Origin of the sequence: Serratia sp. JSRIV001 (genome assembly GCF_019968745.1) — a bacterium.
Lineage (GTDB): Bacteria > Pseudomonadota > Gammaproteobacteria > Enterobacterales > Enterobacteriaceae > Chania > Chania fonticola_B.
Genome location: NZ_CP074147.1, coordinates 359,952 through 381,910 on the forward strand (window position 1 = coordinate 359,952; position 21,959 = coordinate 381,910).

The 21,959-nt window shown below is 50.9% G+C and carries 12 protein-coding genes, 2 tRNA genes, 3 rRNA genes and 1 pseudogene; 8 read left to right on the forward strand and 10 right to left on the reverse strand.

Annotation, left to right across the window (positions count from 1 at the left end):
- The first annotated feature begins 539 nt into the window (after window positions 1-539).
- From KGP17_RS01565 to rrf, 5 genes are all read left to right on the forward strand, one after another.
- Window positions 540-2,080: ribosomal RNA gene (locus tag KGP17_RS01565) — 16S ribosomal RNA — on the forward strand.
- Window positions 2,081-2,155: 75 nt separating this feature from the next.
- Window positions 2,156-2,232, forward strand: a tRNA-Ile gene (locus KGP17_RS01570).
- A 108-nt stretch (window positions 2,233-2,340) separates the two neighbouring features.
- A tRNA-Ala gene (locus tag KGP17_RS01575) sits at window positions 2,341-2,416 on the forward strand.
- Between the two features lie 220 nt (window positions 2,417-2,636).
- Window positions 2,637-5,544: ribosomal RNA gene (locus tag KGP17_RS01580) — 23S ribosomal RNA — on the forward strand.
- Between the two features lie 104 nt (window positions 5,545-5,648).
- Window positions 5,649-5,764 (forward strand): 5S ribosomal RNA (gene rrf / locus KGP17_RS01585).
- The 16S, 23S and 5S rRNA genes sit together here with 2 tRNA genes alongside, the layout of an rRNA operon.
- A 391-nt stretch (window positions 5,765-6,155) precedes the next feature.
- Here the strand turns inward: rrf and actP are convergent.
- The 3 genes from actP to acs form a co-directional block, all read right to left on the reverse strand.
- Entirely contained in the window at window positions 6,156-7,808 is a 1,653-nt protein-coding gene (gene actP, locus KGP17_RS01590; protein ID WP_021808071.1) for a cation/acetate symporter ActP, read from the reverse strand.
- A complete protein-coding gene (locus tag KGP17_RS01595) occupies window positions 7,805-8,116 on the reverse strand; it encodes a DUF485 domain-containing protein (RefSeq protein ID WP_021182245.1) in 312 nt (103 codons plus the stop codon). Before KGP17_RS01595 ends, actP begins: the two co-directional genes overlap by 4 nt.
- Window positions 8,117-8,307: 191 nt before the next feature.
- The gene (gene acs, locus KGP17_RS01600; protein ID WP_209524047.1) at window positions 8,308-10,266 is read right to left on the reverse strand and encodes an acetate--CoA ligase; all 1,959 of its coding nucleotides are present in this window, start codon (window positions 10,264-10,266) and stop codon (window positions 8,308-8,310) included.
- 885 nt (window positions 10,267-11,151) lie between these two features.
- Here acs and gltP point away from each other — a divergent pair.
- The gene (gene gltP / locus KGP17_RS01605) at window positions 11,152-12,468 is read left to right on the forward strand and encodes a glutamate/aspartate:proton symporter GltP (RefSeq protein WP_021808073.1); all 1,317 of its coding nucleotides are present in this window, start codon (window positions 11,152-11,154) and stop codon (window positions 12,466-12,468) included.
- 116 nt (window positions 12,469-12,584) lie between these two features.
- The gene (locus KGP17_RS01610; protein WP_223498738.1) at window positions 12,585-13,847 is read left to right on the forward strand and encodes a hypothetical protein; all 1,263 of its coding nucleotides are present in this window, start codon (window positions 12,585-12,587) and stop codon (window positions 13,845-13,847) included.
- Between the two features lie 69 nt (window positions 13,848-13,916).
- Here the strand turns inward: KGP17_RS01610 and KGP17_RS01615 are convergent, their stop codons facing one another.
- On the reverse strand, window positions 13,917-14,450 hold the full coding sequence (locus tag KGP17_RS01615; protein ID WP_059199491.1) for a metal-dependent hydrolase: 534 nt from the start codon (window positions 14,448-14,450) through the stop codon (window positions 13,917-13,919).
- Window positions 14,451-14,486: 36 nt separating this feature from the next.
- Entirely contained in the window at window positions 14,487-15,110 is a 624-nt protein-coding gene (locus tag KGP17_RS01620; RefSeq protein WP_223498739.1) for a TetR/AcrR family transcriptional regulator, read from the reverse strand.
- Between the two features lie 109 nt (window positions 15,111-15,219).
- Between KGP17_RS01620 and KGP17_RS01625 the strand changes: the two genes are divergently transcribed.
- Complete coding sequence (locus KGP17_RS01625; protein ID WP_223498740.1) at window positions 15,220-15,822, forward strand: NAD(P)H-dependent oxidoreductase; 603 nt, start codon at window positions 15,220-15,222, stop codon at window positions 15,820-15,822.
- Between the two features lie 89 nt (window positions 15,823-15,911).
- On the opposite strand, the pseudogene KGP17_RS01630 reads toward KGP17_RS01625, so the two are convergent.
- The 5 genes and pseudogenes from KGP17_RS01630 to KGP17_RS01650 all read right to left on the reverse strand — a co-directional run.
- Window positions 15,912-16,085, reverse strand: a pseudogene (locus KGP17_RS01630) (GNAT family N-acetyltransferase); the annotation flags it as partial.
- Between the two features lie 90 nt (window positions 16,086-16,175).
- Window positions 16,176-17,297 (reverse strand): fimbrial protein, encoded by a 1,122-nt coding sequence (locus KGP17_RS01635; RefSeq protein WP_223498741.1) that lies wholly within the window; start codon window positions 17,295-17,297, stop codon window positions 16,176-16,178.
- A gap of 9 nt (window positions 17,298-17,306) precedes the next feature.
- On the reverse strand, window positions 17,307-19,934 hold the full coding sequence (locus KGP17_RS01640) for a fimbria/pilus outer membrane usher protein (RefSeq protein ID WP_223498742.1): 2,628 nt from the start codon (window positions 19,932-19,934) through the stop codon (window positions 17,307-17,309).
- Window positions 19,935-20,013: 79 nt separating this feature from the next.
- A complete protein-coding gene (locus KGP17_RS01645; protein ID WP_223498743.1) occupies window positions 20,014-20,715 on the reverse strand; it encodes a fimbria/pilus periplasmic chaperone in 702 nt (233 codons plus the stop codon).
- Between the two features lie 51 nt (window positions 20,716-20,766).
- Window positions 20,767-21,306 carry a fimbrial protein gene (locus tag KGP17_RS01650; protein WP_223498744.1) on the reverse strand — a complete coding sequence of 180 codons (540 nt, stop codon included), beginning with the start codon at window positions 21,304-21,306 and terminating at the stop codon, window positions 20,767-20,769.
- Window positions 21,307-21,959 lie beyond the last annotated feature (653 nt).

The following is a 21,959-nucleotide window of genomic DNA, read 5'->3' on the forward strand; positions in this document are numbered from 1 at the left end:
AGATTCAGGTAGCGCCCCGATAAAAACGGGGATTGTTTCGTCGCGGGGAATTGTAGCGAAAACGTTTGCGTGGTGCTCGTAAATTTTCCGACCAAATGCGTTCTGTGGATAAGTTAGTGCATAACCGGGTATAAGGACGGGTTTTGCTGTGGAATGCAGCAAACGGTGTTTTTTGTTGAAAATACCTGTTGCGGCCTGCGTGGAACTCCCTATAATGCGCCTCCATCGACACGGAACATGTGAACAACTTCACAGAGTCTCCGGGGGTCGCAGAGAAAAAACCTGAAATTAAGGTTGACTCTGAAAGAGGAAAGCGTAATATACGCCACCTCGAGTTAGCAAGCGAAAGCGCGTAACTCACTGCTCTTTAACAATTTATCAGACAATCTGTGTGGGCACTCACAAGACGATATCCAGCTACTTCGGTAGCAAAAAAATATCAAGTCTTGAAGAGTGACCAAGCAGTCATTCATGCGAATGAATGATTACGAAAGTTAATTTTCGAGCATCGCTGCACGAGTTGCAGCAAGTCAAGCTTTTAATTGAAGAGTTTGATCATGGCTCAGATTGAACGCTGGCGGCAGGCCTAACACATGCAAGTCGAGCGGTAGCACAAGGAGCTTGCTCCTGGGTGACGAGCGGCGGACGGGTGAGTAATGTCTGGGAAACTGCCCGATGGAGGGGGATAACTACTGGAAACGGTAGCTAATACCGCATAACGTCTTCGGACCAAAGTGGGGGACCTTCGGGCCTCACACCATCGGATGTGCCCAGATGGGATTAGCTAGTAGGTGAGGTAATGGCTCACCTAGGCGACGATCCCTAGCTGGTCTGAGAGGATGACCAGCCACACTGGAACTGAGACACGGTCCAGACTCCTACGGGAGGCAGCAGTGGGGAATATTGCACAATGGGCGCAAGCCTGATGCAGCCATGCCGCGTGTGTGAAGAAGGCCTTCGGGTTGTAAAGCACTTTCAGCGAGGAGGAAGGGTTCGGTGTTAATAGCACTGTTCATTGACGTTACTCGCAGAAGAAGCACCGGCTAACTCCGTGCCAGCAGCCGCGGTAATACGGAGGGTGCAAGCGTTAATCGGAATTACTGGGCGTAAAGCGCACGCAGGCGGTTTGTTAAGTCAGATGTGAAATCCCCGAGCTTAACTTGGGAACTGCATTTGAAACTGGCAAGCTAGAGTCTTGTAGAGGGGGGTAGAATTCCAGGTGTAGCGGTGAAATGCGTAGAGATCTGGAGGAATACCGGTGGCGAAGGCGGCCCCCTGGACAAAGACTGACGCTCAGGTGCGAAAGCGTGGGGAGCAAACAGGATTAGATACCCTGGTAGTCCACGCTGTAAACGATGTCGACTTGGAGGTTGTGCCCTTGAGGCGTGGCTTCCGGAGCTAACGCGTTAAGTCGACCGCCTGGGGAGTACGGCCGCAAGGTTAAAACTCAAATGAATTGACGGGGGCCCGCACAAGCGGTGGAGCATGTGGTTTAATTCGATGCAACGCGAAGAACCTTACCTACTCTTGACATCCACAGAACTTTCCAGAGATGGATTGGTGCCTTCGGGAACTGTGAGACAGGTGCTGCATGGCTGTCGTCAGCTCGTGTTGTGAAATGTTGGGTTAAGTCCCGCAACGAGCGCAACCCTTATCCTTTGTTGCCAGCGCGTCATGGCGGGAACTCAAAGGAGACTGCCGGTGATAAACCGGAGGAAGGTGGGGATGACGTCAAGTCATCATGGCCCTTACGAGTAGGGCTACACACGTGCTACAATGGCATATACAAAGAGAAGCGAACTCGCGAGAGCAAGCGGACCTCATAAAGTATGTCGTAGTCCGGATCGGAGTCTGCAACTCGACTCCGTGAAGTCGGAATCGCTAGTAATCGTAGATCAGAATGCTACGGTGAATACGTTCCCGGGCCTTGTACACACCGCCCGTCACACCATGGGAGTGGGTTGCAAAAGAAGTAGGTAGCTTAACCTTCGGGAGGGCGCTTACCACTTTGTGATTCATGACTGGGGTGAAGTCGTAACAAGGTAACCGTAGGGGAACCTGCGGTTGGATCACCTCCTTACCTAAAGATATGCAGTTGCGTGCAGTGTCCACACAGATTGTCTGATGAAAAAGTAACGAGCAGAAATACCTTTATAGGCTTGTAGCTCAGGTGGTTAGAGCGCACCCCTGATAAGGGTGAGGTCGGTGGTTCAAGTCCACTCAGGCCTACCAAATTCGCACTTGTGCTGCGTTGCACGCGATACGTTTACACCGTAAACGTCCAGTGAGCATGCCTTGCCTGAGCGAGTGGTAAATAAAGGTTTCTGCAAGTGACTGTATGGGGCTATAGCTCAGCTGGGAGAGCGCCTGCCTTGCACGCAGGAGGTCAGCGGTTCGATCCCGCTTAGCTCCACCATATCCATATGGTCCTTGATAATACTTCAGAGTGTACTGGCAACAGTATGCTGCGAAGTATTTTGCTCTTTAACAATCTGGAACAAGCTGAAAATTGAAACATGACAGCTGAAACTTATCCCTCCGTAGAAGTATTGGGGTAAGGATTAACCTGTCATAGAGTCTCTCAAATAAACAGCACGACAGTGTTCTCTGTTTACAGAAACACCTTCGGGTTGTGAGGTTAAGTGACTAAGCGTACACGGTGGATGCCTAGGCAGTCAGAGGCGATGAAGGGCGTGCTAATCTGCGAAAAGTGTCGGTAAGGTGATATGAACCGTTATAACCGGCAATACCCGAATGGGGAAACCCAGTGTGTTTCGACACACTATCGTATGGTGAATACATAGCCATACGAGGCGAACCGGGGGAACTGAAACATCTAAGTACCCCGAGGAAAAGAAATCAACCGAGATTCCCCTAGTAGCGGCGAGCGAACGGGGAACAGCCCAGAACCTGAATCAGTTCTTGTGTTAGTGGAAGCGTCTGGAAAGTCGCGCAGCAAAGGGTGATAGCCCCGTACACTAAAATGCATTAACTGTGAGTTCGATGAGTAGGGCGGGACACGTGACATCCTGTCTGAATATGGGGGGACCATCCTCCAAGGCTAAATACTCCTGACTGACCGATAGTGAACCAGTACCGTGAGGGAAAGGCGAAAAGAACCCCGGCGAGGGGAGTGAAATAGAACCTGAAACCGTGTACGTACAAGCAGTGGGAGCACCTTCGTGGTGTGACTGCGTACCTTTTGTATAATGGGTCAGCGACTTATATTTTGTAGCAAGGTTAACCGTATAGGGGAGCCGTAGGGAAACCGAGTCTTAACTGGGCGAATAGTTGCAAGGTATAGACCCGAAACCCGGTGATCTAGCCATGGGCAGGTTGAAGGTTGGGTAACACTAACTGGAGGACCGAACCGACTAATGTTGAAAAATTAGCGGATGACTTGTGGCTGGGGGTGAAAGGCCAATCAAACCGGGAGATAGCTGGTTCTCCCCGAAAGCTATTTAGGTAGCGCCTCGTGAACTCATCTTCGGGGGTAGAGCACTGTTTCGGCTAGGGGGCCATCCCGGCTTACCAAACCGATGCAAACTCCGAATACCGAAGAATGTTATCACGGGAGACACACGGCGGGTGCTAACGTCCGTCGTGAAGAGGGAAACAACCCAGACCGCCAGCTAAGGTCCCAAAGTCATGGTTAAGTGGGAAACGATGTGGGAAGGCATAGACAGCCAGGATGTTGGCTTAGAAGCAGCCATCATTTAAAGAAAGCGTAATAGCTCACTGGTCGAGTCGGCCTGCGCGGAAGATGTAACGGGGCTAAACCATGCACCGAAGCTGCGGCAGCGACGCTTAGGCGTTGTTGGGTAGGGGAGCGTTCTGTAAGCCGTTGAAGGTGAACTGTGAGGTTTGCTGGAGGTATCAGAAGTGCGAATGCTGACATAAGTAACGATAAAGCGGGTGAAAAACCCGCTCGCCGGAAGACCAAGGGTTCCTGTCCAACGTTAATCGGGGCAGGGTGAGTCGACCCCTAAGGCGAGGCCGAAAGGCGTAGTCGATGGGAAACAGGTTAATATTCCTGTACTCGGTGTTACTGCGAAGGGGGGACGGAGAAGGCTAGGCTAGCCGGGCGACGGTTGTCCCGGTTTAAGCGTGTAGGGGGAGTGACCTGGTAAATCCGGTTACTTACTAACCCTGAGGCGTGATGACGATGCACTACGGTGCAGAAGTAGTTGATGCCCTGCTTCCAGGAAAAGCCTCTAAGCATCAGGTAACATCAAATCGTACCCCAAACCGACACAGGTGGTCAGGTAGAGAATACCAAGGCGCTTGAGAGAACTCGGGTGAAGGAACTAGGCAAAATGGTGCCGTAACTTCGGGAGAAGGCACGCTGGCGCGTAGGTGAAGAGACTTGCTCTCGGAGCTGAAGCCAGTCGCAGATACCAGCTGGCTGCAACTGTTTAATAAAAACACAGCACTGTGCAAACACGAAAGTGGACGTATACGGTGTGACGCCTGCCCGGTGCTGGAAGGTTAATTGATGGGGTCAGCCGCAAGGCGAAGCTCTTGATCGAAGCCCCAGTAAACGGCGGCCGTAACTATAACGGTCCTAAGGTAGCGAAATTCCTTGTCGGGTAAGTTCCGACCTGCACGAATGGCGTAATGATGGCCAGGCTGTCTCCACCCGAGACTCAGTGAAATTGAACTCGCTGTGAAGATGCAGTGTACCCGCGGCAAGACGGAAAGACCCCGTGAACCTTTACTATAGCTTGACACTGAACATTGAGCCTTGATGTGTAGGATAGGTGGGAGGCTTTGAAGTGTGGACGCCAGTCTGCATGGAGCCAACCTTGAAATACCACCCTTTAATGTTTGATGTTCTAACTCGGCCCCGTAATCCGGGGTGAGGACAGTGTCTGGTGGGTAGTTTGACTGGGGCGGTCTCCTCCCAAAGAGTAACGGAGGAGCACGAAGGTTAGCTAATCACGGTCGGACATCGTGAGGTTAGTGCAAAGGCATAAGCTAGCTTGACTGCGAGAGTGACGGCTCGAGCAGGTACGAAAGTAGGTCTTAGTGATCCGGTGGTTCTGAATGGAAGGGCCATCGCTCAACGGATAAAAGGTACTCCGGGGATAACAGGCTGATACCGCCCAAGAGTTCATATCGACGGCGGTGTTTGGCACCTCGATGTCGGCTCATCACATCCTGGGGCTGAAGTAGGTCCCAAGGGTATGGCTGTTCGCCATTTAAAGTGGTACGCGAGCTGGGTTTAGAACGTCGTGAGACAGTTCGGTCCCTATCTGCCGTGGGCGTTGGAAGATTGAGAGGGGTTGCTCCTAGTACGAGAGGACCGGAGTGAACGCACCACTGGTGTTCGGGTTGTCATGCCAATGGCACTGCCCGGTAGCTAAGTGCGGAAAAGATAAGCGCTGAAAGCATCTAAGCGCGAAACTTGCCTCGAGATGAGTCTTCCCTGGGCCTTTAAGGTCCCTGAAGGAACGTTTAAGACTAAGACGTTGATAGGCTGGGTGTGTAAGTGCAGCGATGCATTGAGCTAACCAGTACTAATGATCCGTGAGGCTTAACCTTACAACACCGAAGGTGTTTTAGAGTAGACGACAATTTTCAGCGACGTTCCGAGATTGGTTTCGATGGCGACACGAGAGTGAAGCGGTTGGAATGAAACGAATTTGCCTGGCGGCAATAGCGCGGTGGTCCCACCTGACCCCATGCCGAACTCAGAAGTGAAACGCCGTAGCGCCGATGGTAGTGTGGGGTCTCCCCATGCGAGAGTAGGACACTGCCAGGCATCAATTAAGCCAAGAGGCCATCCGCAAGGATGGCCTTTTTGCTATGCGCAGAAAACAGAAATGCCCCTCACCCCAGCCCTCTCCCAGAGTACCAGACGAGAACATCCTGAACACCGTGCGCGGGGAGAGGGAGCCGTCCGGCGTCGTGGATGAGTGAGTGCGGCTACGGCAAGTCGGAACCTTTGATGAACCCATGCCGTTTCGGCAGTGATGAGTAATCAGAAAGATAAGAAGTTCAGAGGAATACCAGCGGACTCGATCGGTTCCCTCTCCCTGTGGGAGAGGGTTAGGGTGAGGGGTAATACTCGATCTGCAAATTAACCTGCCAGAAGACCCAGCAGGCTAACTCTTTAAAGCAGGGCCGAGTCAACCTCAGCCCAAATGAACGCCTTAGTGTGCACTTCCCTGCGAAATCCCCAGCCCGGTTTGTGAACGTACAAACTGGGCGCGGAATTTCACGCGCTCTTGCTGCCCAACCAACGAATTGTCGGTCACAGAGAAGAACCAGGTGCCGATAAACGCGACGAGCATAGAGAACAGCGCTGGATATTCGTAAGGATAAATCGGTTTGGCATGGCCGAGGATCTGTACCCAGATAGTTGGGCCCAGGATCATCAGGATCACTGCGGTTAACAGACCAAGCCATCCGCCGATCATTGCTCCCCGTGTGGTCAGGCGTGACCAGTACATGGAAAGAATGATGATTGGGAAGTTACAGCTGGCCGCAATGGAGAATGCCAGCCCCACCATAAAGGCAATGTTCTGCTTCTCAAACAGGATCCCCAGTGCAATAGCCACCACCCCGAGCAACACCACGGTGATTTTGGAAACTTTCAGCTCATCACGCTCGGTTGCTTTGCCATTTTTGATGACGCAGGCATAGAGATCGTGAGAAACCGCAGAAGCCCCTGCCAAGGTTAGCCCGGCAACCACCGCCAGGATCGTGGCAAATGCTACCGCAGAGATAAAGCCAAGGAAGAAGTTCCCTCCCACCGCGTTAGCCAAATGCACTGCTGCCATGTTGTTACCGCCCAGCAATGCGCCACTGGCATCCTTGAAGGCCGGGTTGGCACTGACCAGCAGGATCGCCCCGAAACCGATAATAAAGGTCAGGATATAGAAATAACCGATAAATCCGGTGGCATAGAACACGCTCTTACGCGCTTCTTTGGCATCGCTAACGGTGAAGAAACGCATCAGGATATGTGGCAAACCGGCGGTACCGAACATCAATGCCAGACCCAGGGAGAGGGCGGATATAGGGTCGGAGACCAGTCCACCCGGGCTCATGATGGCAAGCCCTTTCGGATGCACCTTCACGGCTTCGGCAAACAGGGTATTGAAGTCAAAGTTGACGGATTTCATCACCATCAGCGCCATAAAGCTGGCACCGGCCAACAGCAGCACGGCCTTGATGATTTGCACCCAGGTGGTCGCCAGCATGCCACCGAACAGGACATACAGCACCATCAATATGCCGACCAAGATAACGGCGACGTGGTAATTGAGGCCGAATAACAGCTGGATCAATTTACCCGCGCCCACCATCTGGGCGATCAGGTACAGCGCCACCACCACCAGGGAACCACAGGCCGATAGTGAGCGGATCGGCTTCTGTTGCAGGCGGTAAGAGGCCACGTCGGCGAAGGTATATCGGCCAAGGTTGCGCAGCCGCTCGGCAATCAGGAACAAAATGATTGGCCAGCCAATCAGGAAGCCGATGGAATAAATCAGCCCATCATAGCCGGAGGTATAAACCAGCGCGGAGATACCGAGGAACGATGCCGCAGACATAAAGTCGCCGGCGATAGCCAGGCCGTTTTGCAACCCGGTGATGCGCCCGCCAGCGGTATAGTAATCCTGACGAGAGCGGGTACGTTTGGAAGCCCAGTAGGTGATGTAAAGAGTGGCACCGACGAACAGCAGGAACATGATGATGGCTTGGATGTTCAGCGGTTGGCGCTGTACTGCACCACCAATGGCATCGGCATGGCTTAGGCCTGGCAGGGCCAACAGTGCGGTAGCTGAAAGTAGGCGCTTCATTGCTTCACCTCGCGCAGGATTTCAGCATTCAGGCGATCGAATTCACCGTTGGCACGATAAACATAGATCCCGGTTAACACGAAAGAAATCACGATCAATCCCACGCCAACCGGGATCCCACGGGTAATGGTTAATCCGGGACCGAGTGGAGTCCCCAACCACTGAGGATCGAAGGCGATCAGCAAGATAAAGCCGACGTACAGCGCGAGTGTGATCAGTGACAGGAGCCAGGCGAAACGGCTGCGCTTTTGCACCAGCTCCTGAAAGCGCGGGTTTTCTTCAATCCTTTGATAAATATCTTCATTCATCCGAGTTTCTCCAATAGGTATTGAACAAGTACGCCACGCGATACCCTTCCAGCTGGCAAATTGGCGCTCTGCGGGCCGCCTTGACCCATCCCAGCCAAATGTCTGGGATCGGCTTTACTGCAGTTGAAAGCTTTCAGGTATACAGGCCGTTCAGCTGCGTATGGCAGATGAACGGCCGGAGGCAGCGCGGATTAGGATGGAACTTTCATTGATTGTTTCTCTTCCAACAGTTTTTCGACTACAGCCGGATCCGCCAGCGTTGAGGTATCCCCCAGGTTGCTGGTATCACCGGCGGCAATTTTGCGCAGAATACGCCGCATAATTTTGCCAGACCGCGTTTTTGGTAAAGAGTCGGTCCAATGGAGAATGTCAGGCGTGGCTATTGGCCCGATTTCCTTACGTACCCAGTTACGTACTTCGGCATACAGTTCCGGCGTTGGCTCTTCCCCATGATTCAGGGTGATATAGGCATAAATCGCCTGGCCCTTGATGTTATGCGGAATACCCACCACCGCGGCCTCGGCAATTTTGGGGTGAGATACCAATGCGGATTCAATTTCGGCGGTGCCCAGACGGTGGCCGGAAACGTTCAGCACGTCATCGACACGGCCGGTGATCCAGTAATAACCATCTTCGTCACGGCGTGCGCCGTCACCGCTGAAGTACATACCTTTAAAGGTAGAGAAGTAGGTTTGCTCGAAGCGGTCATGGTCACCGTACAGGGTCCGCGCCTGACCCGGCCAAGAATCGGTGATCACCAGGTTGCCTTCACAGGCGCCTTCCTGCGGGGTGCCCATATTGTCGACCAATGCCGGTTGCACGCCAAAGAATGGGCGAGTGGCAGAGCCAGCCTTCAGCTCGGTAGCACCCGGTAGTGGAGTGATCATGAAGCCACCGGTTTCGGTCTGCCACCAGGTATCAACGATCGGGCATTTGGCGTTACCAATCTTGTTGTAATACCACTCCCAGGCCTCTGGGTTGATCGGCTCACCCACGGAACCCATAATGCGCAGCGAATCGCGTTTGGTGCCTTCGATTGCTTTATCGCCTTCGGCCATTAGGGCGCGGATTGCCGTTGGTGCGGTATATAGGATATTGACCTGATGCTTATCCACTACCTGCGACAGACGGTTTACGCCTGGGTAGTTCGGCACGCCTTCAAACATCAGCGTAATGGCACCGCAGGCCAATGGGCCATATAACAGGTAGCTATGGCCGGTAACCCAGCCCACGTCGGCGGTGCACCAATAGACGTCGCCATCATGGTAATCAAAGACGTATTTGAAGGTCAGTGCGGCGTAAACCAGATAGCCCCCAGTGGTATGCACCACGCCTTTCGGTTTGCCGGTTGAGCCTGAGGTGTAGAGGATAAACAGCGGATCTTCCGCGTTCATCTCTTCCGGTGGGCAGTCGGCAGATACGCCTTCGGTCAGCTCATGCCACCAGAGATCGCGCCCTTCTTGCCAGTACCCCGGCTTGCCGGTGCGTTGGAAAACCACCACGTTGTTGACGCTTTTCACCCCTGGGTTCTTCAGCGCATCATCGACGTTCTTTTTCAGCGGTACCGCGCGGCCAGCACGCAGCCCTTCATCAGCAGTGATCACCAGTTTGGAGTTGGAGTCGATAATACGGCCCGCTACGGCCTCTGGGGAAAAGCCCCCAAAGATCACCGAGTGCACGGCGCCAATGCGCGCACAGGCCAGCATGGCGACGGCGGCTTCAGGCACCATTGGCATATAGATGGCCACCACATCGCCTTTTTTCACCCCGAGCTTTTTCAGCACGTTGGCGAACTGGCAGACATCGTGGTGCAGTTGTTTGTAGGTGACCTTGGCCGATTGGGTCGGATCGTCACCTTCCCAGATGATGGCGGTTTGGTCGCCGCGTTCGGCCAAGTGGCGGTCCAGACAGTTCGCTGACAGGTTAAGGGTACCGTCTTCAAACCAGCGGATGCTGATGTGGCCGGGATCGAAGGAGGTGTTCTTCACTGAGGTATAGGGCTTGATCCAATCGAGGATCTTGCCGTGCTCGCCCCAGAATGCCGCTGGGTCTTGTACAGATTGTTGATAATACTGCTGGTATTGCTCCGGATTGATCAGGGCACGATCTGCAATTGCAGAAGGAATGGCGTGTTTGTGCAGTTGGCTCATGGTTTTTCTCCTTAGAATTGTTAATGATATGTCAACTGATGGTTAAGTATAGTTTGCCATGACGGTTTGTTTCTTTTTTGGGCGGCAGATCACGCAACGAAGATGTTGATTTGTAATAGTTACTGTCGTAATTGTGTTGTGTAACTGTTTGGTTGACGGTGAAAAGACGGGAATGGGCGTATTTCTGTTAAAAAAGTTTTTAGATAACTAAAAATATAGCGCGAGATATCGGCTTGATGGTGCCGGAAACAATAAGGCCAAGGTTATATTTTACAGCAGATCTGATCTTATTAATGGCTGCTATAAATACTTAGCGCCATTGTTAGCAGCAACCTATCGGAGGCTTATTTTATCTGTCTTTATTATGTCTGTTTTCTTGAAAATACAAATAAGATGTTTGGTGAATGATTTTGCGATCATTTATTAGTTGTGTGAATCATATTGAGAGTTATCTTAGTCTGTTAAAGGGGGCATGTGAGGAGTTTATTTTCTTTTACAAAACCTTTTGTTAACAATATATAAACATAATTTCAGACTAAATATGCAAATGCAATGACAAATCACGCACCTTTATTTGGATTAAAAATCGTCCTATCCAATGGGCTGTTGTTCTGCTCAAGCTAAAATTATGTTTTTTAGAACAAGTAATTATGTTGCGATTCGTTTTTTGTTTGTTGGTTTTTTGCTGGTGAAACGGACAAAATCGAGATGAAACAAGGCTTGCAGAAGCCCGCCTTCAGATGGTACAGATTTATACTGCGTTACACCAAGGGCAGTTGGCGTAGAGGTTCACAAACATAAGCCTGTAATAAATGATTAAGTATTCCTTCCGGAGCCTAGGTGTGTTTAACACGTTGGTACGGAGTCTTTGAGGACTTTTTGGGTATGAAAAATGTAAAAATCAGCCTGGCCTGGCAAATCCTGATCGCGTTGGTATTGGGTATTATCTTGGGCGCAGTGCTGCATAATCAAACGGAATCGCGTGACTGGATGGTCAGTAATATATTGAGCCCCGCCGGTGATATCTTTATTCGTTTGATCAAGATGATCGTGGTGCCTATTGTTATTTCCACGCTGATCGTCGGTATTGCCGGTATTGGTGATACCAAAAAGCTGGGCCGTATTGGATTGAAAACCATTATCTATTTTGAAGTGATCACCACCATCGCCATCATCGTGGGTGTGACATTGGCTAATGTTTTTCAACCCGGGCACGGCATCGACATGTCGGCGCTGACCGCGGTCGATATCTCACAGTATGAAAAAACGACGGAACAGGTGCAAAGCGGCTCACATAGCCTGGTGGCCACCATCCTTTCGTTAATTCCTTCTAACGTGTTCTCGTCGATGGTCAAAGGCGACATGCTGCCGATCATCTTCTTCTCGGTGCTATTTGGCCTGGGCTTGTCTTCCTTGCCGAAAGAGACCAAAGAGCCGTTGCTGAAGGTGTTCAAAGCGGTGGCCGAGAGCATGTTCAAGGTGACACACATGATCATGCGTTACGCCCCTATTGGGGTGTTTGGTCTGATCTCGGTCACGGTTGCCAACTTCGGTTTCGCTTCGCTCTTGCCGTTGGCCAAACTGGTAGTGCTGGTTTATTTCGCTATTGCCTTTTTTGGTTTGGTGGTTCTGGGGGCCGTTGCACGGCTGTGTAACCTGCGTATCTGGACGCTGATCCGCATCTTGAAAGAAGAGCTGATCCTAGCTTACTCAACGGCCAGTTCGGAAACCGTGTTGCCGCGTATTATCGAAAAGATGGAGGCCTACGGCGCGCCAAAGTCCATCACCAGCTTTGTGGTGCCTACCGGCTACTCTTTCAATCTGGACGGTTCTACGTTGTACCAGAGTATTGCCGCCATCTTTATTGCACAGCTGTACGGTATTGAGCTGTCGCTGGGGCAAGAGATCATTCTGGTGCTGACGCTGATGGTGACCTCAAAAGGGATTGCCGGTGTGCCGGGTGTCTCCTTTGTGGTGCTGTTGGCGACCTTGGGCAGCGTAGGTATTCCGCTGGAAGGTTTGGCGTTTATCGCCGGCGTTGACCGTATCCTCGATATGGCGCGTACGGCTCTGAACGTGGTGGGCAATGCGCTGGCGGTGTTGGTGATTGCCAAATGGGAACATCAGTTCGACCGTAAAAAGTCGCTGGCCTACGAACAGGAGTTCCTGGCCAGTAAAGTGACCCCTGCCAATCAGGCTTAAGTAACTCCCTCTTTTTCTCTCAAAACCCGCCGTTGGCGGGTTTTTTATTGAATGATGGCCAAATTGTTCCAATACTAGCGCTCTCTGTAAGGTCTGCTCAGGATGAGATTTACCCAATGAAAAGATATGCGCTGTTGCTGGTGTTGTTATCCCCCTATGTTCAAGGGCAGACGCTGGATGCCAACGATCCGCTACGGCGTGTCATTCTGGATCAGATGCGTGCCAATGTCAGCTATCCCACTGATATCCAGTTTGTGGTTAAACAACTGAGCGTTTCCGGCTCGCAGGCGTATTTCTGTGCCACTGCCAAAACCAATGATGGCAGCGGTAGCGCCAAAATTAACGGCAAGACGGTGGTCTACGATCGAGAATTGCAGCAGTCAGCGGAAGGCTTCTGGACGACGGTGAGCAATTTTGACTCTTATGTCGACTCACCAGCGCAGGCCCAATGCCATAGTACTCTTCAAGATGAGCCCGCTGCGAGCGGGTGCCAAAACGTCGGTCTTTATGATGCCGAGCGTAAGCCGTTGCTTGATGCGGTCCGGCGCAGTTATCAAGGGGCTATTACCCAACCCAGATTTGTGGTTTCTCACCTGTGCACAACCGGCAAGATGGCCTATTTCTGCGGGCGGCTGGAAGGGGAAGAGAGCCAGGATCGGCAAGGGATGAATTACTACGATGCCATTATGGCCAAAGATGGCAAGGCAGAGTGGCAGGCGCTGATGGTTGAAAGCAAGACCGTGGAGAAGTGTAGCTTCAGTGGGCCTGCCGCGGCGATCACCGAACAAAAGTTGCTGGAAGCGGTGAATCAGCCACTCGTTCAGGAGATCGATGATGGCATCAAGGTTGAGATGCTCACTCAGTTCCAGCTATTCCAACAGGCGGTCAAGACGGCGGATATGGCCTATTTAAAGGCGCATATTGTCTTCCCGCTTGAGAACGTCGCTGATACCTTTCTGGCAGGAACGCCTGATGAACATCAACAGAGCATTACCCCAGCACTGTTTGACCACTATGCGCAGCAAATCAGGGATGGCTTGAAGGAAATACCGCTGCTGGGTGTCAATCTCGCTAAAAAGCAGGTGACTGATTTCCGGGTGAACTCATTAACCCCTTTGGAGCAAGCCAGAAAATACTTCCCAGCCGAGGAGGACGGGCAGTTCTATTACCATGATGGGACGAAGAAAGTGCTGGTTGAAGGCACCTGCGATTCGGTCGGTTCGGGTGATTTTGAGGACGGAACGCTCGCTGTATTTATCGGCACTGGCTCAAACCTGATGATCCCTGGGCTGTCAGAAGTTTGTGAAGGGGGAATGCGTGTAGAGTTTACTCTGCAACAAGGCACGTTGATGCTGACCAGAATTGATTTTGTCGGTTAAGCCGCTTACAAACCTTAACCGGCTCACCGCGGGGCGCTGCATGCTGCGCCCGCCTATCTAATCAATCTCTCACTGGCGCTGCATGAATTTACGTAGCGCTATCATGCCGGTCATCAAGATGGCACCTGGCAACCAAACCCACAGTAATTCCGACATGATCACCGCATGCCCAGCAGGAGTCAGGTATTTCTCGAGGCTAAACGGCGCTACGCGGATCACCTGCCAAGGCGCAAAGAAACGCTCATCACTCCATGGCCACAGCCAGCCGACGCCTTTGCCCCCGGTGGTCACCGAATCCAGCAAACTGTGGGATAACAGCGAGATAAACAGGAATAACCAGGTCTTGACGGGGTTAGTCTTGAACCAGCGGTAGAACAGTAGTGCCAAGCTAGGCATCAGGAACGCAAACAGCAGTGAATGCGTGAAACCGCGATGGCCAAACTGATTGCCGTAAGCCACGCCGAATTTAAACGCTAATACGTCGGCATCCGGCAGCATAGACAGTATCACGCCCGCGAGCAGCAAGCGGGGCGGTATGATTTTCTGGCCCAACCCTAAACCAAGACATAACGGCACTGCGGCGTGGGTAACGATCGTCGGCATAACTCTCTTCCATGATGAGGGGCAACACTGTGCTTATTATGGCATAGCCATATCGGGCAGAGCGCCACTTCGCTGCACCATCGAAATAATGATGCTGAATAACTCTTCCTTAGCCTGGGCTGCCGTAATCGCGCCACAGCTGGTGGCGTAGGACAACCCTTCCGCAGAGCCGAGCATACCCCATAGTGCGGCGTCCTGAAGCTGATTATCGCAGCAGAAGGGGGCAAAGAGTTGGCGGCATTTCTCGATGAACACCACGGCGTAATCATTCCTGATTTTCTCAAGCTCGGGCGTACCGGCTAGTGCAGCCATGACGCTAGGCATTTCACGGCCTTGCAGCAGCACGCACTCAATGTAGGAAGTGGCAATCACCGAGGCTAAGGCCTCCAGCTCCGGTTGGGTATTTTGGATGGCTTCATCCATCCGCGCGGTTTGACGATAATCAAATTCTTGATATAGCGCGGCAAACAGGCCCGAACGGTTGGTGAAATGGTCATACACGACCGGCTTGGTGACGCCCGAGCGTTCTGCCAGATGGCCGAGCGTCAGCGCTTCGGTGCCTTCTTCATGAATGATTTCCCATGCGGTTGCCAGCAACTGCTGATAACGCTCTTCTCTCGATAGCCGAACTCGCGAATGTGGTTTGGAGACCATAGCCATGTTTACCCGTTGACAGCGTTATATACTAAAGGTAACTTACCGGTGGTAACTTACTGTTGGTATATAGAGTACGTTTTATACCTCGCCCTGACAATAGGAGTCACCCCCAATGCACGCACTCATCGTTGTTTCCCATCCTCTCGATATGTCATTAACCCATGGCGTTGCAGCCGCCATTGCCGAAGGGATAGCGGCCGCCGATCCTGCCAATACGTTTGAAATTGCCGATCTCACTCAGCAAGGTTTCGATCCGGTGTACGGTGCTGCTGATATCGCCGCATTTTTAAAAACGGCCACCGTTCCCGCGGATATTCTGGCCGAACAGAAGCGTATCGATAGCGCGGATGCCCTGGTTCTGGTGTTCCCAATCTACTGGTGGAGTATGCCTGCCTTACTGAAGGGCTGGGTAGACCGCGTATTTTCCAATGGCTGGGCTTATGAAGAGACGGCAGATGGGGCGGTGGTCAAGAAATTGGGGCATTTACCGGTGCATTTGGTTGCTCTTGGGGCGGCAAGCAAGGGCGTTTATGACCGTCACGGCTTTACCGATGCCTTTAACGCACAGATAACGCACGGTATTTTTGATTATTGTGGCGCTTCGGTTAAGACATCTGAAATGCTACTGCTGCCAGAACTGGGGGAGCCAAAGGCTTACCTCGATGCAGCGTGTCAGATCGGGCGCACTGTTTTTCAACCCGCTTACGCCGAGTAGTCCGCTGAGGAGGGAGCGCAATAAAGCTTCAAAAAATCAGTTGCGAGCGCCCCTCACCTTAGGTCGTATTATCCCGTTACTTTCCCCCACTAAAGACTCTCGATCAAATCCCCCAACGTTATCATCAGCATCATCAGCATCATCGGATCGAGGGGGGAAGGTTCAAATCCCACTCGTAGATAGAATTCTCTGACTTCAACGGATAACGCATGCACCAGCATCCCGCGAATGCCAATGGTTTCCGCAACCTGGATAACCCGTAATTTTAAGGCTGATCACTTTGAACTGGGGGCTGTTATCCCTACAACTCGGCACATACTGCGATTACGTGGCCCAAGATAATCCTATGTGGCTTAATAATAATTAATCATGAAGGTCACTGCCGCATCCGCTTTCCCCGGTGTTATTTGATCGCCGGTCTGTATGTATCTAGCCACCAATGGCAACGTCTGCGTGGTCGCATCATTATTGACCATGTTAAAGCTTCTGCTACCAGCAAAATTGACCAGGGTAGGGGATGCATCATTGACACTACCATAAGCCATTTGAATACCTACCCCCGTAGCACTTTCCGCTCCAGTCTTAATCCCTAAAATCCCTTTGGCACTATCAATAATAGCGGTATTGGGTGCCAATTTAAGCTCCAGTGAATTAGGGGTGGAACTGTTTGTTGGACTCCCCTCGCGGGTAAAAGTTCTTAACTGAAACTTAGTGCCGTGGAAGCGTGGGCAATTAGTCAAACGTATTGATGCATCTTGCCAGGTAGAGGCAGAAGCTGGCCCCTTAAAGTTCTGAGCGATATTGACGGTTCCCATCGCTACATTCACATCCGGCGTTTGGCAAGTTTGCGACACTATATTGATGCTACCTGAAAAATTGATTGCGTTTAAACTCAGTGGAGAGCCCCCAGTTGGGGTCGCTTGCACAGCGACGCTAGGTAAATCACTCCCCCTGATCGTACCTGGTGACACCGGCCCAATCTTAATCAATGTCAGATCAAATTCTGTACCAACCGTTCCCGTAAAGGGCACATTACTGCCAACAGGGATGGTTTGTCTGTCAGTTGGAAATGCCCTTCCCCAATAAGACACGACAGCCCCTATACCAGGTACACCTGTTTCATAAACCTGTCCTGGATAGGGTGAACCATTCCAGGCTGATAGAGGTTTTGGCGTGCTGGTAGTCACGTATCTTGCCAGTACGCTGTAACTGGTTGGTGACGAAGTACAAGTAAACGTGGGAGAAGGTGAGTTTCCTGCTGTAGCGTTACCGCCGATATAATGTGAAAGCAGTACGGTTCCATTCGGCGTATCTGGCCCTATGGTAATATTCTGAGTTTGCAGAGGCACCGTTGCGATATACCTATTATTACCTGCAGCAAACGAACAGGTCGCCGCACTCGCGCTATGCGCATAGATTGCCGCCATACCCAGCAGCAGTGTTACCAGACTCATTTTATTGATTAATCTACTCATTTCTCTACCTTACGAACCGCTATATACAAGAGTTTTATCGCTGCTGTTATGAGGCTGTACTGCGCTGGGTTGGCACACCGAGTTAAACTGCTGAATAGCGTTCTGCGCATTGCTCTTTGCCTGTGGTATTAATCGGTAACCCAGGCTGCATTGCATTGCACGCCCCTCACCCCATTTCACTGTCAACTGCCCTTTATCCTGCGCCACGCGCGCATGTACTTGCCCGCCTTGCCCCACGGAACCGACACTGTTGTCCTTGCTATCAAATACCTCAGCGCCAAAGATCAATGGTTCACCTAGATATGTGGCATCGATCAGGATAGGGGTCCCTTTCTTGGTCTCATATTTCACTTTGACTACCGCACCTGCATGAGGAACTACTCTCTGCCGGGTATTATCCAGCTCAACATTGGCAGAAGAGCCTTTCGGATCGATGCTGACGTCATTCAACTGATAGGCATTCAGATACGGTACTAGCGCATAACCACGGGAATCGATGGTCACGTTCTGATAAGACGACACGCCAGACCCCTCCGCCCCTTTGGCTTCAACCAGGGCATAAGTCTCCGAGGTATAGGGGGTTAAGGTTACGCCGCCGGAATGCCCGATCACCGTCCCGCTCATACCTGCTGCCATGCTGCGATAACCTTTGCCGGTGCCGTAACTACCGTTTACCGCAGTTGCTGAGTTGTTATAGCTACCGCTGACCGAGCCACTGGTACCCACTCCCTGGTTGGCATTCATCGCCGTTACTGCATAACCCATTTGACTCTGCTCACCTGCCGTACCGGTAATACTGACCTGCTGACCGTAACGGCCACTGCTGTCGTGGGAAAGGTCCGTGCGCAACTGAGGTGTATGCATCCTGTCTTCACGACCCAGCGGCAAGCTAAAGCTGAGCAGATAATTATTCTGGTTATTTCCCAGGCTGGAATAGCTGCGGTTGGCACTGATGCTATAGCTCAAGCGCTGGTATTGGTTGCTGTAACCCACCTGAAATTGCTTCTCGCTACCTTCTCTATTCCAATAGTTCTGCATTGAACCACTTATATTCAACTGCCCCCAGCCTTCAGCCAGCCCCTGTCCTGCCGTGACGGTGAAACGATTTTTAGCACGTGATACCGATTCCGGAGAGTCTCCCCTGGTTACTGCATCACGGCTTTCCATGGCGGTCATAAAATCCAGATAACCATCAGAGGAGAAGCGGGACGCCGCCAGCGACAGGTTACTATTGGTTTCAGCAATCACTTTGCTGTAACTGAGGTGATAACTCTGCCCCTTAAAGGTTTTGCCAAGCTGCTCATCTGCCTTATTTTCTACCTGAGCACTCGCCTGGGTGACGTCAAAAGCCACGGCTCCGATGGGAGTACCAACGGCAGCGCCTAACTGCAATGCGGTATAGCCCTGGCTTGCCTGCAAACCGGTGTAACCGGTGATGGTATTGGTCAACCCACGCTGATAGGTCAACTGATAGAGCTCGGGGTTACTACGCAGATTGTCGCTGCGTAAACTGCCAGCGGTAACGGCGTAGTGTGATGAGCCCGGGCGCAACAGTTGCGCCGCAGATGCATAGGGCACCCGGAAGCGTTGCTCAGTGCCATCCGCTTCACGCACCGTCACCTCCAGGTCGCCACCATACCCGGTTGGATACAGATCGTTGATCAGAAACTCACCGGGTGTGACAGTGGTTTCATAGAGCACCTGATCGTTCTGGCGTACCGTTACTCTGGCATTGGTACGCGCAATCCCTCTGATATCTGGCGCATAGCCGCGTTGTGAGCCTGGTAGCATACGTTCATCACTGGTCAGTTGCAGGCCGGTGAACGGCAAGGTGTCAAACAGCTGCCCGTGCGTATTGGCTTGTCCAACGACTGCGCGACCCATGATTTGCGGAATATCCCGCTGTAAATAGGTGTTGCGGTTGCTATATTGCGCAGGCCCGTTCTCCATCCAGTTGTAAGCACCGTTATGCCGTAAATACCAGGCGTCAATATTCAGCCCTGCATTCACCCCGGCATACAGTGAGTTAAAGGTTTTGCCTTGTGACTCGCTGGAATAGCCATTCACGTTATAACCGAACATCAGGGCAGCAATACCGCTGTCCCACAATTCCGTGCTGACGCTACCACGTGCTGATTTCAACATATAAATCTGAGGGATCAGTAAATCCAGGCGCTGTTCGCTGCTGTCAAAATTAACTTGGGCGTCAGGTAATTTACGTTGCAGATCGACACATTGCACACCAGTATCCGTAGCGTTTAACATTTCCACCGGCAATTTCTCATAATCAAAGGCGATGTTTTTTATTATTTCAGTGGTCAAGCATGGATAAACAGATTTGTCTTCACGTGACTTAAATTCAATTTCTTTATTATCGACTAGCACATTGTTGACATATATCGCTGTGCGGTATATCCCTGGTAGTGCAGAGGCACCGTGGGTAAAACGGCTTAGGTCAACCGACGCCTCGTCATCCATTTTCAGAAAAAAAGCATCAAACTCAACACCCTGGGTGGCTTCCTGAGGTGCTATGGCAACAGTATTAGCATTTGCACTACCAACAAAAAAAGTCGACAAAATAACCAGGGCTAAAGGTGATAATTGACTCTTCAAGCCGTGGGGTGAAGCTTTTAACATGATAACTCTCTTGAAGATTGCTTGCCGAATATTGATGGATGCCTAGTTAAAGAAATTACGCGTATAACTCAAACCAAGACTATTTAATTTCGGCGTTAAATGAATTAATGGCGCCGTAGTCGTTAACAAATTCACCGCTCACTGTATTCCCCTTAGTAGCAGATACTGCCAAGGTTAGGGTTGATTTCGGTGCTACCATCTCGCCCTCAATTTTTTTGCCATTTACCGTCAGGCTGACAAAAGACACATAATAGGGTGTTGGGTTGAACGCCTGCAGGCTACTGCCTTTTACGCTCCAAGTGACTGCCTGAGCGGCATCATTCGCGTTACCTGCCAATCCTGCTGGGCGATAAAACACTTTAATGCGTGAGCGAAACGCCATTTGCAGGTAGTTTTCATCAGATTTTGCCTGTTTCTTGGCGGGTACTTCCAGTACGTTGAGCCAAAATACCGACTCTTTATCCATGGGTAACGACCCCCCTGAGTAACTAATCCGTAGCGTCTGGCCCTTGCCTCCTTCAACTCGGTTTATTGGGGGGCTAAGTATAAAGGGAACCTTAATCGCTGCCGGTTTGGCATTAATATCACCTGTATCCAACCAGCTTTGGATCAAGACGGGAGAATTACCCGTATTATCAAGTCTGACGCTGACTTCTTTTTGATCCGAAGGGTAAATAACTCGTGTCCCATTAATCACGATACTTGCCAAACTATGAGTACTGAATAGGGCCACCACGGCCAAGCCAGCTATTCGTAAAATGCTTTGAAAGGGAAAACGCATAAAGTCTCCTGAAGTAGATTATTTGGGAGGGGGAGGCCCTCCCTCAAGGCATTACTTGTACTGAATAGAGTAAACAACACTGCTGACGACGGTGCCTGGGGTGGTTGCACCTTCAGCATAATATTCAACAAAATAGGGCAAGTTAGTGCTACCAGCCTCGACGTTAACAAATGAGTTGCCGTTGATCTGATCCGCGTTACCCGCTTTGATCACCGCTTGAGAAGCACTGGTGCCGTCACGCAATTGCAAACTGACGTTTTGTGCCGTACCGGTGTTTTTAAGGCGGCCGGTAAGCACATCTACCGCTGCGCCTGCTTCAAAGAAAGCGGAGGCGGTTTTCAAACTACCGCTGCAGTTGGCCAGTGCCAGGGTGAAACCGGTGAGCCCGGCCGTCTGTGCCGCACTTCCTAGCTGACCAATACTAACAATTGGCAGGGTAACCGTCGGGTTGCTAGCTTGGCCGTCGACAACGACCTCGCAGGTGTTATTACTTAACTGTCCCTGAAAATTGATGGTACCGCCAGAAGCAGCCTGAACCAGACCAGAAGAGAGCATGACGCCTGCGATAGCAGACAGAATAAATTTGTTCATTTACATTCCTTAATTACAGTTAACAAAGCGCCGTGTTTATAAAAAGACGCTGTGAATAAGTACGTTAGTTGTTGAATAAGATGTGGTAGCTCTTCCAAATAGAGTTACCTCTCACAGGCTTATCAGTAATAAGAAGGTTGTGTTTAACCTTTCCTATATAAAGAAAGAAATGATGTTCTCTTTTAAGTGAAGTGCCCTTTCAACGAGGTGTACTATAGGGATTAAATATAGCCTCTGTAAATATAGTTTTTTCTATGGGTGATAAAAATAAGTTATTTTAAGCAATAAAAACCTTATAAAACAACGGTAGTGCATTCATAACTCTTTCTAATACCCCTGAAGATTATTATTATAGGATGGGTTTATTACTTTAAATTATCACCGATAGAAAATACTTCCTTCACAACGATCAAGTAAAATCCTATACTGGCTGAAAATAAGGATGGGATTACACTTGTTAATATCTATAGGTATCACCTTTAACTAAAGCTATTAGCATTGCAAAATGTTCAGATGCCATTCATTGCAGGGAGAGGCAATCTCACAGCAAAACATCGTAACAGCTAGATCAAACGCGTCTGGTGTTTTAAGAAGAAAATCTTACCAAAAGCATCATATCCAAAAAACCATGAGGAAGTAATGAGAAGGCAAAA